At 48.7% G+C, this 17211-nt stretch carries 13 protein-coding genes; 6 read left to right on the forward strand and 7 right to left on the reverse strand.

The window, feature by feature from the left end:
• The first annotated feature begins 13 nt into the window (after positions 1-13).
• The 4 genes from MKQ68_RS15315 (at position 14) to MKQ68_RS15330 (ending at position 3535) form a co-directional block, all read left to right on the forward strand.
• Entirely contained in the window at positions 14-1336 is a 1323-nt protein-coding gene (locus MKQ68_RS15315; protein ID WP_264279883.1) for a serine hydrolase domain-containing protein, read from the forward strand.
• 119 nt (positions 1337-1455) lie between these two features.
• Positions 1456-1896: an RrF2 family transcriptional regulator gene (locus MKQ68_RS15320; RefSeq protein ID WP_264279884.1), complete on the forward strand. Its 441-nt coding sequence runs from the start codon at positions 1456-1458 to the stop codon at positions 1894-1896.
• A gap of 71 nt (positions 1897-1967) precedes the next feature.
• Entirely contained in the window at positions 1968-3167 is a 1200-nt protein-coding gene (gene hmpA, locus MKQ68_RS15325; protein WP_264279885.1) for an NO-inducible flavohemoprotein, read from the forward strand.
• Between the two features lie 92 nt (positions 3168-3259).
• Positions 3260-3535 (forward strand): hypothetical protein, encoded by a 276-nt coding sequence (locus MKQ68_RS15330; RefSeq protein ID WP_244839647.1) that lies wholly within the window; start codon positions 3260-3262, stop codon positions 3533-3535.
• 34 nt (positions 3536-3569) lie between these two features.
• On the opposite strand, the gene MKQ68_RS15335 is transcribed toward MKQ68_RS15330, so the two are convergent.
• Positions 3570-3911, reverse strand: coding sequence for a HopJ type III effector protein (locus MKQ68_RS15335; protein ID WP_244839649.1), 342 nt, complete (start codon positions 3909-3911; stop codon positions 3570-3572).
• A gap of 144 nt (positions 3912-4055) precedes the next feature.
• Between MKQ68_RS15335 and MKQ68_RS15340 the strand changes: the two genes are divergently transcribed.
• Positions 4056-5129, forward strand: coding sequence for an acyltransferase family protein (locus MKQ68_RS15340; RefSeq protein ID WP_264279886.1), 1074 nt, complete (start codon positions 4056-4058; stop codon positions 5127-5129).
• Between the two features lie 109 nt (positions 5130-5238).
• Here the strand turns inward: MKQ68_RS15340 and MKQ68_RS15345 are convergent, their stop codons facing one another.
• The 5 genes from MKQ68_RS15345 to MKQ68_RS15365 all read right to left on the reverse strand — a co-directional run bounded on the left by MKQ68_RS15345 (position 5239) and on the right by MKQ68_RS15365 (position 13261).
• Positions 5239-6048 (reverse strand): hypothetical protein, encoded by an 810-nt coding sequence (locus tag MKQ68_RS15345; RefSeq protein WP_264279887.1) that lies wholly within the window; start codon positions 6046-6048, stop codon positions 5239-5241.
• Positions 6038-7927 carry a RagB/SusD family nutrient uptake outer membrane protein gene (locus MKQ68_RS15350; RefSeq protein ID WP_264279888.1) on the reverse strand — a complete coding sequence of 630 codons (1890 nt, stop codon included), beginning with the start codon at positions 7925-7927 and terminating at the stop codon, positions 6038-6040. Before MKQ68_RS15350 ends, MKQ68_RS15345 begins: the two co-directional genes overlap by 11 nt.
• 23 nt (positions 7928-7950) lie before the next feature.
• Positions 7951-11268, reverse strand: coding sequence for a TonB-dependent receptor (locus MKQ68_RS15355; protein WP_264279889.1), 3318 nt, complete (start codon positions 11266-11268; stop codon positions 7951-7953).
• A 201-nt stretch (positions 11269-11469) separates the two neighbouring features.
• Complete coding sequence (locus MKQ68_RS15360) at positions 11470-12633, reverse strand: FecR family protein (protein ID WP_264279890.1); 1164 nt, start codon at positions 12631-12633, stop codon at positions 11470-11472.
• A gap of 73 nt (positions 12634-12706) precedes the next feature.
• A complete protein-coding gene (locus MKQ68_RS15365; RefSeq protein WP_264279891.1) occupies positions 12707-13261 on the reverse strand; it encodes an RNA polymerase sigma factor in 555 nt (184 codons plus the stop codon).
• 198 nt (positions 13262-13459) lie between these two features.
• On the opposite strand from MKQ68_RS15365, the gene MKQ68_RS15370 reads away from it, so the two are divergent.
• Entirely contained in the window at positions 13460-15142 is a 1683-nt protein-coding gene (locus tag MKQ68_RS15370) for a DNA polymerase/3'-5' exonuclease PolX (RefSeq protein ID WP_264279892.1), read from the forward strand.
• Between the two features lie 1214 nt (positions 15143-16356).
• Here the strand turns inward: MKQ68_RS15370 and MKQ68_RS15375 are convergent.
• The gene (locus tag MKQ68_RS15375) at positions 16357-17211 is read right to left on the reverse strand and encodes a PorP/SprF family type IX secretion system membrane protein (protein ID WP_264279893.1); all 855 of its coding nucleotides are present in this window, start codon (positions 17209-17211) and stop codon (positions 16357-16359) included.

The following is a 17211-nucleotide window of genomic DNA, read 5'->3' on the forward strand; positions in this document are numbered from 1 at the left end:
TAGCTTTGACATTATGAAACTATACTTATCATTTTTGGCCCTCCTGCTGGCAGGCCCGATCTGCGCACAGGATACCCTGATCGACAGTCTCTTTACAGCTACAGAACCCGGCGGTGTGATATTGGTGGCACGCGGCGACCAGGTAGTGTATGAACGTGCGTTTGGCATGGCAAACATGGAACTGAACGTGCCTATGCGCCGTGAAATGGTCTTCAATATCGGCTCGGTCACTAAACAGTTTACGGCCATTGCCATATTGCAATTGGTAGAGCAGGGGAAACTTTCTTTGCAGGATACGGTAGGCAGTTTCCTGAAAGGTTATGTTGGCGGACAGGCAACGGTCGCGCAACTACTGACCCATACCGCAGGCATACCTAATGCGGCAAGTGCGCAATCGCTTATTGCCAAAGGCCGCGGCTGGCTATCGGCGGCAGATGTGATGAGTACATTCAAAGATCAACCACTTACCTTCGTTCCGGGTACCAACTGGGCCTACAGTAATTCGGGCTACCAGTTGCTCGGCTACATCATTGAACAGGTAAGTAACATGTCATATGAGGATTACATCACCCGTCAGGTGCTTCAACCTGCAGGCATGGCGCATGCCTTGTTTGGCAACGATATGTGGCTGGTGCCTAACCGAGCCTCCTCCTACATTTACACACGGCGCGGCGTGGAGAATGCAGTTAACGCCAACGCTCAGATTCCTTATTCGGCCGGTGCTTTACAAGCTACTGCAGCTGATATCTTTGCCTGGTACCGATCAGTTACTACACATAAGATGGTGCAACCCACCACACTCCAGCAGGCATGGTCGCGTGCACGAATTACATCTGGCCGGCAACCGGACTATGGCTTTGGCTGGACGATCGGCCACCTCGGCGGCCATCCGCTGGTAGAACACAGTGGTAACTTCGGTGGATTTATGTCGCACGTGATGTATTTCCCTAAAGATTCGCTACTTGTATGTGTATTATTCAACTTTCGCAGGCAACTGCCGGAAATACTGGCTACACGTATTGCGGGCAGGTATCTTGGTGTAGATGCTGAATATACGCCGGTAGCTTTGCACGCCACACAACTGGCTACTTATGCCGGGAATTATCTCGATGACTCGCGAACAACCACTAAGCTCGGCTTTGAAAACGGGCGGCTATTTTACCAGAAACCCGGCGGCCCTAAGTGGTGGATCGTGCCGGTAGGTAAAGATCTGTTCAATGCAGAAAACACCAGCACCCTTTTTCAGTTTGTCCGAAACAAAAACGGCTCGATTATGCGCCTCGATATTGGAACAACGAGAAATACGGATAAATATAGTTTAACGCCCGCGCCATAATTCACACCAGTTTATCACGACGAGCGCTCTCAAAAACCTGATTAAAATCATCCTCAAAAATAAAAGACAAAATAATCCTTTATTATATTTTCGCCCTATCTTTGCCCTATCAAAACATTATGAGCGTTTTTTCAAAGACATGCGAATATGCCATCCGGGCGGTATTTTATATCGCGCACCGTACCATGGACGGGTCCAGGGTGGGTATTAAGGAGATAGCAGCGGAGATAGATTCCCCCGAAAGTTTCCTCGCAAAGATACTGCAAGACCTTAGCCGCAAAGGATTGATACAGTCAATGAAAGGACCGAACGGCGGTTTCTACCTCGAACCTAAAAGTATGAAACGCCCGCTCGCTGATATTGTTACGGCGATAGACGGCGAAGAAGTATTTAAAGGCTGCGGCATGGGCCTGAAACATTGCTCCGAAAAGCATCCTTGTCCGCTCCATAAACAATTCAAAAAGGTGCGTAACGAGTTGTCGCATATGCTCAACACCACCAGCATCGGGCAGTTCAATAAGGATTTATTGAACGGGCAGCTGGCACTCAGAAAAGACTAACTATTTTTTTATTCTAATAAAGGATAAAAAGGTCTTATTATATTTATTCAACTTTATTAAACAGCAAACAGATGATGACCACTGCACAGAAGGAGTTGGTAAAAGCTACCGTGCCTGTTTTAAAAGAAGCCGGCGTAATTCTCACCTCACATTTTTACAAGCGTATGTTCAGCCATAATCCTGAACTGAAGCATATATTCAACATGGGCAACCAGCAGAACAACAAACAGCAAACAGCCCTGGCAATGGCGGTTTTGGCTTATGCAGAACATATCGAAAACCCTGCAGTATTACTGCCGGTGATCGACAGCATCGGACAAAAGCATACAAGTCTGGACATACGCCCGGAACATTACCAGATCGTGGGTAAACACCTGATCGCGGCAATCAGCGAGGTACTCGGCGAGGCTGCTACACCGGATTTACTCGACGCCTGGACGGCCGCCTATATACAACTGGCGGGCATCATGTCCGGACATGAGTCAACATTATACCAGGCTCAAACTGCCAAACAAGGTGGCTGGACTGGCTGGCGGCCATTCATCGTTAAACAGAAAGTACAGGAATCGACGGAGATCACATCCTTCTATTTATATCCTGCGGATGGCGGACCTGTTGCAGATTTTACGCCCGGGCAATATCTGAGCGTAAGACTGTTCCTCCCTGAAATAAACCTGCTGCAACCTCGCCAGTACAGCCTATCGGCAGCACCCAACGGCAAATACTATCGCATCTCTGTAAAAAAAGAACGCGGCAGTCAACACCCGGATGGGATGATTAGCAACAGGCTACACGACTTCATCAAAGAGGGCGACCTGATCGATGTATCCGCGCCTGCAGGCAGTTTCGTGCTACAGCCGGAAAGCAAACAAGTGGTATTTATCAGCGGCGGCGTAGGCCAAACACCGCTAATCAGTATGCTCGAAAGCCTGATACAATCTGGCAGCCAGCAACCGATTACGTGGATACACGGTTGCCGGAACCGCGAAGTACATGCCTTTCAGCAACAGCTGCAGCAATGGACAACGCAGCACGAACATATCAGCCAGCACCTATTTTACGATCAGCATGAAGGTGATGCTGCCGTTAATACGGGCTATGTCGACCTGGAGAAGATCGCAGACACCGTAGTACAGCCTGACACACGTTACTACATCTGCGGCCCTGCAGTCTTTATCAGGAAACATTACCAATTTCTCACGGAAAAAGGGGTAAACCGGGCAGACATTCATCTCGAAGAATTTGGTCCGGCCTCCTTACAACTTAATTAGTCTGCAACGTTGCCTATCAACAAAAAGGGGGAACCGGTCATGGTTTCCCCTTTTACATGTAGATAATTCGGTCTATCTTAACCGCAAATCCCATGAAACCTATGACGGAAGAACGTATCGAATTGATCACCGTTTTTAAGAAAGATATCGGGCAGCCCGACGCGGAAAAATTGCTTGCCGCACATCAGCTTACTTACAGGAAAGGCATGGACTCCAGCCGGGGCAAACTCTATTTCCAGAGAACAGGACCTAAATTCATTCTCACTTTCGATAGCGACGCCGCCAGGGAAGCGATGATAACGCTATTGGAACAGCAGGAGAACATACATGAAGTATACATCCCGGACTGGACAAAGTGTAAGGATTAAAAAAGGAGCGATGTAACACCGCTCCTTCTCCTGGTTATTTTGCAGTCAGCGCCTGGCTTTCAAACTTGATACCGTCCCAACCATTTGCCATAAACTGGCGGATGTTCTGATGATCTGCGCCATCGGGAGTAGCGAGTACCGCCTGGTAATGTTCAGCGAACAGGTGCAGCGTGTCTTCTTTGGAAAGGCCGTTCAGTTGCGCAAAAGCAAATACCTTTGCGCTACCCTGGTTCTGTGTTGCCTCATTGAACGCCTCGCCATTTTTGAACGCAGCTGGCGTATGCTGATAATATGTTTCGATAAATTCCAGCACTTCTTTAAAAGTGATCGTGTTGCTTTTCAGTTGCCCAAGCAATGTATGTAATTGTTCTTTCATCGCATTTATGTTTGACGCGGCAAAAATAAAAAAATCGCGGCATCCGGCGGCGGTCATGTTTATTGCGTATCAATCTTTTATCATTTTGATTCATTTTCGGGGGATGTGGTGCCGCGTAACACCTGGCTGCCTTAAGTTTGCGGCATGCATGAAAATTCCACGATCAGCCTGACGCCAACCAGGCAACATTTCGAAATACTGGATGGCCTGCGCGGCATCGCCGCCATCGCGGTGGTGATCTTTCATTTTATGGAAATTGCCGTGCCGGATTACAACAACAGTTTTATTGCACATGCTTATTTGTCGGTGGATTTTTTCTTCTGTTTATCCGGCTTCGTGATCGCTTACGCCTACGACGACCGGCTGCAAAAGATAGGAACAATGGCTTTTTTGAAACTTCGTCTCATCAGGCTGCATCCGTTGGTGATCATTGCATCTGTCGTAGGACTCATTGTTTTTGTATTGGATCCGTTCAGCCAGCTGTGGATGAAATATGCAGCCAGGCTGCCTTTGATGTTCGTTGCCTCCTGCCTGATGATCCCGTATCCGCTGGTGCATGAGCGTTACTTCAACCTGTTTCACCTCAATCCGCCCACCTGGTCGCTGTTTTGGGAATACATCGCTAATATATTATACGCCCTTGTACTGGTACGGTTACGGAACAAGTGGCTGTGGGCACTGGTGGGCCTTGGCGCTATCGCTCTTTATTTTGAAGCACAGGCATCCGGCTTCCTGGGTGTAGGATGGGGTGGTGATAACTTCCGTGGTGGCGGAGTACGTGTGGCATTTTCCTTTGTTGCAGGGATGCTGGTATATCGTTCGAGGTGGATCATCCGCCATCCGTTTGGCTTTGCGGGCATTGGTACGTTACTGGCTATGGTATTTATCATCCCCTATTCAAATACCTATAACAAAATCATCGACCCTACGATCGTTGTATTCTTCCTGCCATTGCTGGTTGCATTGGGCGCCGGCGCTACGTTACATAACCGTGCCAAAGCGATCTGCAGGTTTTCGGGTAACATCTCCTATCCGCTGTATATGATCCACTACCCTTTCATCTGGCTGTTTATGAGTTATGTGGAGAAGCAAAAACCTTCGCTTACGCAAATGCTCGTTATAACCGCTGCGGGCACGTTATTATTGATAGGACTGGCCTATTTCGTATTTGCTTACCTGGACGAGCCTTTACGAAAGTGGTTTAGAAAAAAGTCGTAAGATAAAAAAAGCCGCCTCCCTGCGGAGACGGCCATTTTCTTTCCCAGTAGCGGCACAACAGCTTGTATACTGATGCGCCGCCTGCATGGGTATCTTCCATCTAACAACTTTACCATTCGCCTGGTGGCAGCGTAGCGCCGCCGTACAATGCATCCAGTAATGCGAAGATTTCCGGATCATAGGTCTTCAGCCTTTCCCGGTTCCAGATATCGTTGTGGATACCATCACCGCCTACGGGACCGGGAGCGTTTACATCGAAGTAACTTTGCAAACACTCCGCCCAATATTCATCGGGATTGGAGCCGGCGTAAGTATTCGTCCATTTACCGGCAGCAATCGCCTTATCGTACAACTGCTGAATTTGTTTCTTGAACGTTCCGTCCATTACTTCCAGCGCCATGTTTTTTACAGCATGACCAAATTCGTGTACCACGATGTTCTCCGTTCTGTAACGGTCATGACTGTTGCGCAGCGCATCTCCCTCATGCACGCCGCAGGCGCGGTACGTAGGGGAAGGACCAAAGCCTCCGGCATAACGTTTCGCATCCAGACCAACAGGCCAGCCGGGCAACACATCCGGATAAAAAGTATTGCCGAATACCGCCAGGTACACGCGCTGCCTGCGTAGTTCTGCCACACTGTTCTTTGGCAGCGTTGACGTAACTACTTTACAAACCGCCTCTACCCTAGCCAGCGCCTCGTCGCTTACGATGGCGGCACTAACAATCGGAATGCTGTCGGTTCCGGCTACCAGTGCGCGATACTTTTCGTAGTAATTCGTCAGCCCAAAATGTTTTGACTCACCCGGCGGTATTGCGGGGATCACGACTTCCGGTTCGGGTATCGAATCTTTATCCGCTTTGGAGCACCCGCACATGAGGCAGGTGAACAATGCCGCGTATGCAATATTACCAGCCATAGTTCTGAACCATATTATCGTTTACATCCATTTCGCGCTGCGGTATCGGCATCAGGTAATGCCTGTCGAGGAATACGCGGGTTTGGACCGGCGCCTCTTTGTAGAATACGGCCAAACCTGCCGCCTCGCTGTTTACATCCAGGCCGGTGCCTTGTAATTCAGCAGTAGTAGGCCTCGCGTTCATACCATGCATCACACCGTTATCTACTTGTTTCGCGATCAGCCAGCGGCGCACGTCCCAGAAACGATGGCCTTCAAATGCGAACTCCACGCGTTTTTCATTCTGAACACGTTTGCGGAATCCTTCGCGGGTAATGTCCTCAGGAATGATGGGCAGTCCCGGCATATCCACACGGGCGCGAACGGCATTTACTGCGGCATAAGCCTCTGGCGTCGGCCCTTCGTTGTATTCGTTCATCGCTTCCGCATAGGCGAGGTAAAACTCTGTTACGCGGAACAGCGGATCGTTACGCTGCGCATCGGGGGAAGTCCACCAGTTGGTAGGATCAACTTTCGGATCGCACCATTTACGTACGTTGTAACCGCTTACAGTAAAGGTACCGGAGCTTTTAGGCCATGCCTGAGAAGCACCGTTGTTACCGCCCCACCATGCTAATCTTATCGGCGTATTGTTCGTGCGGGTGGCGTTAAACTTGCTGCCCTGGTAAGTGATGGTGGCGTAGAAACGAGGGTCGCGGTCTTTGTACATATTGGAAATGTTATCTAACCAAACCCATTCCGTAGCACCTGCACCTGCCCAGAACCAACCGCTCCAGAAACCCTCTTTCACGTAGCCGGAAGACGCGTGATCGATCGGGTAACCTGTTTTCGTTTCATAGGCGTCTATCAGCTCCTGGAAAGGACTGTACTTACCCCAACCGCCCCAAGGGCCGCCGAAAGGAAACAGTTCCAGGTCGAGGTTTTTGGTATTAGGCACCATTCTCGGCATGATGATCTCTGTCCAGTTACGGGTGTAGAAAATCTGTCCGTAGCTGTTGATCGGATCATTGGCGATACCGCGGGAAATGATGTAGTCGAGGTCCATCACCCGCTGCGCTGCATCTGCCGCCTTCTTCCATTTCTCTTTATCGTAAGACTGATTGAACAATTGTTTGCCGTCGAGGTTTTTAACGTTCGCATACATGGCATTGCCGTTAAACAGCGGGCTGGCAGCATACAGTAAAGTACGTGCAGCCAGCGCCAATGCCGCACCCCTGTTTGCCCTGCCAAGGTCAGCGTCAGGGTGTTTGGGCAACAGTTCAGGTGCGATGGCCTCACATTCGTTTACGATAAACGCTACAACTTCATCTACTGAATTACGTGGCACTGTTACAGAACCTTTGTCGGTAATCTGCAGCGAGTTTGTAATTACCGGTACGGCACCATACATTTTAAACAATTGAAAATGGAACAGCGCACGCATGAAACGTGCTTCCGCTTTATAATGTGGTACTTTTACCGCGTAATAAGATACCTGGTCGGTAGGAATAGGCACTTTATCGATATTCTCTAAAAACAGGTTCGCCTTACGGATGTTCCTGTATTGCAGCTCCCACTCGCCAAATGGATTATCGGCAGAGTTCCAGGCGCCGGTGTTGTATTTCAACGGCCAGTAACCAGCACCCCAGTGGTGAAAACATTCGTCCGTAGCGGCAGTTGTTTCATTCAGGGTATTACCATCGGCCCCGATCGTATTGGGCAACTGGCTGTATAAATGCGCCAGTGCGGCGTTTGCATTGTTGATGTTACCCCATATCTGTTTGTCGGTTACCAGTTCGTTGGGTACTACGTCCAGGAATTTTTTACAGGATGAAAAGCCGGCTGCTGTCACCGCAAATGCGATCGTATAAAATGTGATCCTTTTTATGCTGAATTTCATGTCTAAACTTTTTAGGTTGCTCATTACAGTCCCACGGTGATGCCACCGTTAAACACACGTTGTTGCGGATAGTTCCTCGAATCGTTCGGCATTTCCGGATCGAATATTTTCAGGTAATCCCAGGTAACGAGGTTGATACCGTTCACGAATAAACGCACATTACTGAGGTGCGCTCTTTTAGTCCAGGCCTGCGGCACGTTGTAGCCTATCTCCGCATTCTTCAAACGCAGGTAGTTTGTGCTGCGCAGCCAGAAGGTAGATATCTGGTTGTTGTTGGCGTTGTTGGCATAAGAAATCCTCGGATACTTTGCATTCGTTGTTTCAGGCGTCCAGTAATTGCCTTTGATATCCGCAAGAATACCACCATCGCCGCTGAACGGCCAGATGGCGGGCCCAGTCAGCCAAACGTTACCGCCAAACGCACCCTGGAATAGAATGCCTACGTCGAAGCCTTTGTAACCAAAGCCCAGCGACAGCCCCAGTATCTTTTCAGGTACAGAAGGTTTTCCGGTATAAGCGCGGTCCAACTCATCGATTTTGCCATCGTTGTTCACGTCCACATATTTGATATCACCCGGTTGGATCATACCGAACGCGCTCTGGTCGGGACTTTTATTGATATCATCCTGGCTCTGGAACAGTCCTTTCGCGAGAAACGCATACTGATCGTTTACGCTTCTGCCTGTACGCATCGCGTAGCTACGGCCCTTCAGCGTAGGTTCGTCCATCGCCACGATTTTGTTACGGGCGAAGGAGAAGTTACCTTTTATGAAATAGTTGAAGTGACGGAAGTTCTTTTTGTGCTGCAGTTCCACCTCAAATCCCTTATTCTCTACCTCGCCCAGGTTCACCAGCGGCAGGTTTACCACACCCAGTACGGAAGGCAATGTGCCTGGCGTAGCAAGAATGTTGCTCCTGCGCTCGTAGAACACATCACCGGTAAAAGTGATCGCGTCGTTGAACAAGCCGAGGTCTAGACCTGCATTGTATTTCTGCGCACGCTCCCAGGTTACGTCAGGGTTGCCGTTGGCATCTTCTGTAGCACCGCCATACCAAACACCATCGCGGTTGCGGCCAAACTGGTACCCAGTGGCGCCGAGCGACCAGGTGCTCTGATACAGGAAGCGACGACCACCGATCTTATCGTTACCCACCAAGCCGCCGGAAGCACGTAATTTCAGCAGGTTCAGGAAGGTCACGCGATCCTTCAGGAAAGACTCTTCGCTCATTACCCAGGCCAGTGACACGGATGGGAAGAAGTCGTAGCGTTTACCTTCAGGGAAGTTCTCCGAACCATTGTAACCGAAGTTGAATTCAGAAAAATATTTGCCGGCATAACCGTAGGTCGCCCTACCGATATAGCCATTGTATTTATAAGGCAAACCACCGATCGCATTGCCGCTACCTACTGCATCGAAGAAGCTTTGCTGCGTATACAGGAACATACCTGTTACATCGTGTTTACCAAAAGTGCGTGCATAGTTGATGTACGTTTCCAGCAGCGTGCGACGGTTACTGTTTGCGCTTACATCATAACTGAGCGTATTGTTACCATCTCCTACTTTGATATAAGTACCTTTCGTGAGATCTGTTTCCTGGTCATTACCCAACGCATATTGGTAAGTCGGATACACCATTACCCTGCGTACGTTACGGAAGCCGTAGGAGTCGAATGACAGTCGGGCGCGGGCGCTCAGACCTTTGGTAATCCAGGGCATTTCCAGTTTAAAACCAGCCGTGGCCTGCAAAGTGTTCTCGAAGTTACGCTGGTAACCACCTGCCGTTAAACGGCCGTAAGGGTTCCAGGCTTTTGCGGGCAGGGCGCTGATGCTACCATCAGGATTCTTCATCGGGTACAGCCAGGGCGAAATAGATTGCATACCTGCAAACAGTTCACTGGCGCTTACCGGAGGATAATTGTTATCGCGAACAATCTCACCCAGGTTCAGTTCCATACTCAGATCTCGCGTAATATTCAGATCGATGTTAGAGCGGAAGTTATAACGGTTCGTCGTCGCCTGTATATCATAGGCATCGATCTGGTCTTCGAAGTTATATAAGCCGTTTTGTTTCAGGTACGACATTGACACGAAGTAGCGAACCGACTGGTTACCGCCGCTTACGTTCAGGTTACCCTGCGACATAGAGGAATTAGGCTTCAGCATTTCTCCCAGCCAGTCAACGTTGGGGTACAGGTACTCGTAAGCCGGCATGCTGCGGTCGCGGAACTTAGACAGGTATTCGTCGGTGTACTGCGAATAGTTCTGGTTATCGTTGATCAGGCCGACACGGTACATGCTGAGCGCGTCGTAGCTGTCAAGGTATTCGGGCATACGTGTTGGAGACTGCAAGCCAGTCTGCGCCGTAAACGTAATTCTCGGTTTGCCCGATGTACCGCGGCGTGTAGTCACGAGTACTACCCCGTTCGCACCTCTCACCCCGAATACTGCGGTAGAAGAGGCATCTTTTAATATAGAGATGTTTTCGACCTCGTTCGCATCGATGCTTCCGAAGGAGCGTTCCACTCCATCTACGAGGATCAGCGGGCTTTGGCTACCGGTGAACGTCGCCATACCACGGATCCAGAGGTTAGCACCATCGTAGCCCGGCTCACCACTGTTTTGCAAAGTGATCAAACCTGGCAGGCGGCCGGCGAGTGCATTACTAAGGTTCGCTACCGGGCTTTGTGTGAGCTCTTTGGTACCTACGGTCGCGATGGCGCCGGTTACACTTACCTTCTTTTGTTTACCGTAAGCTACTACCACAACCTCACCCAGGCTTTTATTATCCACCACCATAACCACTGTCATACCAGCTGCGGCAGGTACTTCTTTGGACAGGAAGCTGATGGCGGAGAAAATCAATACATCGCCTTCGTTCGCTTCGATGGTAAAGCGTCCATCGGCATTCGTGGCTGTACCGGCTTTGCCATTCTTCACCGCGACTGTTACGCCGGGTACGGGCTGGCCGGTAGAATCTACTACCCTGCCGGCAATCGTTGCAAACACGGGCGCTGCTACGACCGACTTGGCGGCTGGCGTTGGTGTGGTACCGCGGCGCACGAATATCGTTTTGTCTTCGATGGAGTACGTGAGGGCATTGCCGACGAGCAGCTTTCCGAGAAAAGCTTCCAGCGGCATTTTATTGGCCACGATCGTTACCGGTGGCGTTTTTTGCAGCAGGTCCGGGTTATACATCATCAGGTAACCGGTTTGCTTTTCAATTTCAGAAAAGGCCGTTTCCATAGACTGCTGCTGTAGTTTAATGGTAATCGTCTGTGATTTTGTAGTGGCACTTACATGCATACAAAATACCAGCATAGCAATGGCGATAAGCTTCATACAACGTAGCGTTTGCGTCAATAGGCGGGGCATAGGGTGCCCTTTACAAAAAGCATTAATTTTCATACTTTCGTAGCAATTTTTGGTTGATCAAATAAATAACAGTACACCTGGTATATTAAAGGTTAGCCAGATTTCCAACCGTCACGGATCGCACCCGGACGGTTGCTCTTTTAAGGCCAGCCGTTCATATTGCGTCTTTTATGGATTTACATATAGTTTCTTTTCTTCTATCTTGAAATGAAGCCCCATCTCCCCTAAACCTTTCAGCGCCTGACTGAGACTGAGACTGCGCTGCATCTTACCGGTAAATACAAGGTCCGGCACTCCTTTTTCGTATACAATATCTACATCGTACCATCTTGATAATTGCCTCAGCACCTCGTCCACGCGGGTTCTGCCGCCGAAGTAAAAGATATTGTTCTTCCAGGCGACTGCTTGTGCGGTATTGACATCATTCAGCACCCTGATGTTGCCGGCGGCTACACAGGCTTGCTGGCCTGGCCTGAGCGTCACCGTGTTGTTCAGGCGTACGGCGCCTTCGAGCAGCGTTGTCTTCATTTGCTGCTCTTCCGTATAAGCATTCACGTTAAACTGTGTCCCCAACACTTCGATCTTTGTATGATCGTTCACTTGCACTTCAAAAGGTATTTTATGATGCTGGGCGTTGTACACGGTAGCGACGTCAAAATAAACTTCACCGGTGATCTCCACCTTACGTACGTTCCCGTTAAACACGGCCGGGTAACGCAGGGAGGAGGCGGCGTTCAGCCATACAGTGGTACCATCTGGCAGTACGATACTGAATTTGCGGCCGCGGGGCGTACGCAGCGTATTATATAATACATTGGTCGACGCCTTGCCGGATTGCGACTGGTAGGCTAACTGCCCGTTCTGCATTAATACTTTGCTATTGCCCTGCACCGCCAGTTGACCGTTACCGGCGCTATCCAGCACGATCACCTCCCCATTTGCCAGGGTTAACAGTGCGCCGTTTTTGCCGGCAGGCGCATCCTGTATTTGTAAAGCGGTAATTGTAGTGGGCTTGTGTCTTTGCAGCAGGATGCCTGATAGTCCGGCTACCAGCACCAGTAGCGCCGCAGCGGCCATCCACCATTTACGGCCATGGCTGGCAGAGGTAGCGGTTACTTCCTGCGCCTCGTGGCCCGTTATATTGTGGAAGATTTCGTCGGCTTCGTCGTCCGGCAACGTTTCGCCGGCGCCGTCCATTTCCGCTTCTATTAATACACGGAAGCGCTCCTCGTTACCCGCGTCGTTCAGCAAACGGCTAAGTTCCTCCTGTTCTTCGGCAGAACAGGCTTGCGCGAGGTAGCGTTGAAACAAATAATCCAATCGATCTTTCATAATGAAATTTAGCCGTGTACTATATCAGACACGCGAGTGAGCAAATCGGGGTACTCGAAATGAAAAATATTTTTTACACCATTTCAGACATGATGCCCAGGAGAATAAGGGCACTGGTGTTAGCGCGTAACAATACGCGCAATTGCTGGTTGGCACGGGTAAGGTGCTTTTTAGCCGTTTCCCGGGATATCTGCAGCTGATCGGCAATCTCGTCCAGCGAAACGCCATCGATGCGGCTGAGTTCAAAAACTTTCTGCTGCTGCGGCGGCAATTGCTGCATGGCCCCACGGATGGTATGCCGCAGCTCCCGCACGGTGATGATCTCATAACCGTCCGAAGCAACTGGAATGCGACGACTCACCTCCGACTTCATTACCTGCTCGTTCAACCGCTTGCGCAGCAGGTTTAGCAGGTGATTGCGGGTAATCGTATTCAGATAAGAAGAAAAGTAGCTGATACCGGCCAGGCTTTCACGCCCCTGCCATATTTTAAGAAAGATGTCCTGCAGGGCATCTTTGGCCTCCGCCTGGGTGTGCAGCAGTTTACAGGCAATCGCATATACTTTGTCGCGATACTGGTCGTAAAGCACTCTGAAAGCGGCTTCATCGCCACGCGAAACCTGCAGCAACAGCGTCTGTTCGTGATATGTGGGAATAGTTGACAGTTTTGGTTGATCTTACGGCTACGAATATATTCTGTACCTCCTAAAATTGTTGGCAGGAATTTACCATATTATTGACGTTTATTACCTCGCCGGTACTTTCTTATCATGTTATCCCATCCCTCCGCCATCGGAAAACCGCCAATTTTGCCCTAACTTTCCGGCATGGATAACTACGCAATTGCCGATAATTTCTCCCTTATAGCTAAACTGATGGATATCCACGGGGATAATCCATTTAAGGCCAAATCGTTTGCCAACGCGGCTTTTCAGATTGAAAAACTGACTGTCCCCCTGAAGGAGACGCCGCCGGCGGATATATTTCGTATTAAAGGCATTGGTGAATCGACTGGTAAGATCGTCATGGAAATGCTGGAGACGGGCGACTGTAATGCACTGCAGGCTTATCTGGCTAAAACACCGGCCGGTATATTAGATATGATGCGCATCAAGGGACTTGGCCCTAAAAAGATCGCTACTATCTGGAAGGAGATGGAGATTGAGGATTTGGGAGAACTCCTGTACGCCTGTAATGAAAACCGCCTGTTATTACTAAAAGGCTTCGGGCAAAAAACGCAGGAAAGCATCCGACAGGCAATCGAGTTCTTTTTATCCAACCGCGAAAGGTATCTCTTCGCCGAGATCACCACCTTCGCGCAACAACTGGAAGCAGCACTACAACAGCAGTTCCCGGGAACAGCAGTAGCGCTTTCCGGTGCCTTCAGGCGTAATCAGCCCGTGATAGATGAACTGGAAGTGGTGATTGCAGCGCCTCTCGAAGAAATACTGGAAAAAATAAAAACCCTCCAGGGCTTAACCATCCTGGAAAACACAGATAACGCCATCTTTCTGCAACATGATCACGGCATTAAGATCAAATTATACGGATGTGCTCCTGCGTATTTCGCGCAGCAATTGTTTGTCACGACTGGTACAGAAGCCTTCCTGGAGCAGTTTTACGCTGTTGCGGGTAAAGACGTGCTCACAGGCGTTAACAGCGAAGCCGAGATATTCAGCCGCGCCAATATGGCTTTCATAGATCCCTGTTTGCGTGAAGGTGGCGACATCATTGCCCTCGCGAGCCAGCACGCCCTGCCGGAGCTGATCGACGTAAAGGACATTAAAGGTATTATCCACTCACATAGCCAGTGGAGCGATGGACTGGAAAGCCTCGAAACGATGGCCATTGCCGCCCGCGACCAGGGATTCGAGTACCTGGTGATCAGCGACCACTCCCGCTCCGCGTTCTATGCCAACGGACTTTCGATCGAACGTATCGCAGCCCAACATCAGCAGATCGATGAGCTGAACGCAAAACTAGCGCCCTTTAAAATATTCAAAAGTATAGAAGCGGATATTCTCAACGACGGGAGTCTCGACTACCCCGATGAAGTACTCCGCAGCTTCGACCTGGTGATCGCATCCGTTCACTCGAACTTAAAAATGCCACAGGAAAAAGCGATGACGAGATTACTGAAAGCTATCGCGAACCCCTATACGACGATATTAGGGCATATGACCGGCAGGTTGCTATTAAGCCGTAACGGCTACCCGGTAGATCACGATATGATCATTGACGCCTGTGTAGCACATAAGGTGGTGATTGAATTAAACGCCCACCCAAGGCGCTTAGATATTGACTGGCAGTACATCGCGGGCGCCATCGGCAAGGGTGCATTATTGTCCATCGATCCGGATGCGCATGCCATCAGCGGTTATAAAGACATCTATTACGGTACACTGGCCGCACGCAAAGGTGGGATGAGCCGTACGAATAACTTAAGCAGTTTCTCCAGGAGCGAGCTGGAAGCCTTCCTGGCAGAGCGTCGTGCGCTGAGGCAAATCTAAAATATTCAATATGCAAAAGCCCTGCTGAAATACCAGCAGGGCTTTTATTATAAGTTATGTTAAGCTTTGTGTTGCAAGAAAGCCCGATTGGAAAACCGGGCCTTACGACAAACTATTAGTAATGCAAAGTGGATAAAATCGTTAGCTCAGACGGTTAAGAATTGCCAACTCCACTTGCTTGTAATCTCTTTAAAAAAAAAATAGAGCCCGACACGACCATCAGGCTCCTTCTTTTCTCCAATTTAGCTTAAGACAAAAATTTTTATTCAGTAGATGTATCGTTAATAAGTTGCTATACATTATAACTACTCAAAGCAACGTCTCTAGTATCACACTTCTGTCTGCCTCCTTAAAAAAACGGGAGCCCGACACGACCATCAGGCTCCTTCTTTTCTCCAATTTAGCTTAAGACAAAAATTTTATTTCTGAACGATTGTTATAATATTAGTGGGTGTAGCACCCTAACGCTTTCTTAAGATAACATCTGTCACAAAGTAATTGTTTAAAATGTTTCTTTAATCTTTTCACTTCGATGAAAGCAATCACTTGCTTATCATTTTCATCATCACATTTCAAGAACTAACTGTGTCTTGAATCAAATCTAAAAAAAAATTCTGAGAGTTTATTAGGAAGCCTAACTTTTTTCAAAATCTTTTTCAGATTATCCATTAACAATTGAATGGGTGTAAACAGTGGCCCGATAGGACTATCAGGCCATTAACCAAGTTAACTATTAAAAGACACAACTAATTCGAATCTCAAATATCTTCATCCCGTTTCATCGTTCATCTTTTGCAAAATGACTACAACCTGAACCGGTACACGAAAAGCGATCTTTAAAAATCATAAGACAACTTACGATTTAAATGCTACAACAAGCAAAGAACAAATGCCAATACTCATTTCTAAGTATATCCGGCGATCATCATACACGCACGCAAGCATCTCTTACTATATAAACGTCGAAGTATTACAGATGGATTTCCTAACACATAAAAAAAACGTTTCTTTAAATTAACGTATAAATTAATCTATAGAAACGTTTAAATCAATCAATAAAACCCTAATAGAAGAGAAGTTAGTTATAAGAGTTTAGTATAATGAATAAAAAATTAAAGATATTAAGAGATAAAGTGATCCATCTTTCCTGGAACTTTAGAAATAACGCTGCCCGAACTCATGGCCCTTTTTAAAGGAGAAGCGATAGTTCACCATCAACTCATGCGTGCCGGACTGCCCCCTTTCAGGTACTTTGCGGAAGCAAAGTCATATGCATAGGCAAACTGAAAATTACGGCTCACTTGTATCTGCGCAAAGATGCCCATTGTCTTTTCCGATCTCCACGTACCACCTATCCAGATCATGTTTTTGATTAACAAAGCAGCATTCAGGTCGCACTGTATGCCGGCCCCTTTTACCTGGCGCACCAACAATCCCGGTTTGATTTTAAAATCCTCATTGATATCCGCCAGATAAGCGCCATGCAGATAGATCGCCCGCTTAAACTCCAGCTTATTAACGGAGTTGCCCATATCAAATTTCTGGAACGACGGCGACGATAATCCCACCTGGAACTTTTCGTTGAAGATCATAAATCCAAAGCCGACATCGGTTTTCCAGTAGCGCTGGTTTTGTGCAAACACAGGATCATCTGTACCCAGCGAGGTATTATCCTCCTTCGTTTGCTCCATGCCGACCTTAATACCCATCGATAAAAACAGGTTCTGGTCCAGCTTTACCTTTTGCGCCACGTTGGCGTTAAACCCGGTTTGCGAGTAAACGGTAATCTTATCCTGGATGGCTGTAAAACCTAAGCTGGTGTTAGATGCCTTCAACGGTGTATAGAAAGCGAAGGTCGCAGTTTGCGGTGCGCCTTCTACGCCCATCCACTGGTTACGCCCTTGCAGCGTTATGCTCGATGCGCTGTCTGCCCCGGGATACGCGGGGTTAATGACCATTGTATTGAAATGGTACTGGGAAGCCTGCGCATTCTGCTGGGCGTCTGCCGGAGTTGAAAAACACCAGCAGGCCGCGCAGATCATCAAAATCCTGTTAAGCTTTGTTTTCAT

Origin of the sequence: Chitinophaga horti (assembly GCF_022867795.2) — a bacterium.
Classification (GTDB): Bacteria; Bacteroidota; Bacteroidia; order Chitinophagales; family Chitinophagaceae; genus Chitinophaga; species Chitinophaga horti.

Bases quoted from the DNA above. Each gene is read 5' to 3' on its own strand.
- MKQ68_RS15315 (WP_264279883.1), top strand. From the start codon at position 14: ATGAAACTATACTTATCATTTTTGGCCCTCCTGCTGGCAGGCCCGATC.
- MKQ68_RS15320 (WP_264279884.1), top strand. From the start codon at position 1,456: ATGAGCGTTTTTTCAAAGACATGCGAATATGCCATCCGGGCGGTATTT.
- hmpA (WP_264279885.1), top strand. From the start codon at position 1,968: ATGATGACCACTGCACAGAAGGAGTTGGTAAAAGCTACCGTGCCTGTT.
- MKQ68_RS15330 (WP_244839647.1), top strand. From the start codon at position 3,260: ATGAAACCTATGACGGAAGAACGTATCGAATTGATCACCGTTTTTAAG.
- MKQ68_RS15335 (WP_244839649.1), bottom strand. From the start codon at position 3,911: ATGAAAGAACAATTACATACATTGCTTGGGCAACTGAAAAGCAACACG.
- MKQ68_RS15340 (WP_264279886.1), top strand. From the start codon at position 4,056: ATGCATGAAAATTCCACGATCAGCCTGACGCCAACCAGGCAACATTTC.
- MKQ68_RS15345 (WP_264279887.1), bottom strand. From the start codon at position 6,048: ATGGCTGGTAATATTGCATACGCGGCATTGTTCACCTGCCTCATGTGC.
- MKQ68_RS15350 (WP_264279888.1), bottom strand. From the start codon at position 7,927: ATGAAATTCAGCATAAAAAGGATCACATTTTATACGATCGCATTTGCG.
- MKQ68_RS15355 (WP_264279889.1), bottom strand. From the start codon at position 11,268: ATGAAGCTTATCGCCATTGCTATGCTGGTATTTTGTATGCATGTAAGT.
- MKQ68_RS15360 (WP_264279890.1), bottom strand. From the start codon at position 12,633: ATGAAAGATCGATTGGATTATTTGTTTCAACGCTACCTCGCGCAAGCC.
- MKQ68_RS15370 (WP_264279892.1), top strand. From the start codon at position 13,460: ATGGATAACTACGCAATTGCCGATAATTTCTCCCTTATAGCTAAACTG.
- MKQ68_RS15375 (WP_264279893.1), bottom strand. From the start codon at position 17,211: ATGAAAACAAAGCTTAACAGGATTTTGATGATCTGCGCGGCCTGCTGG.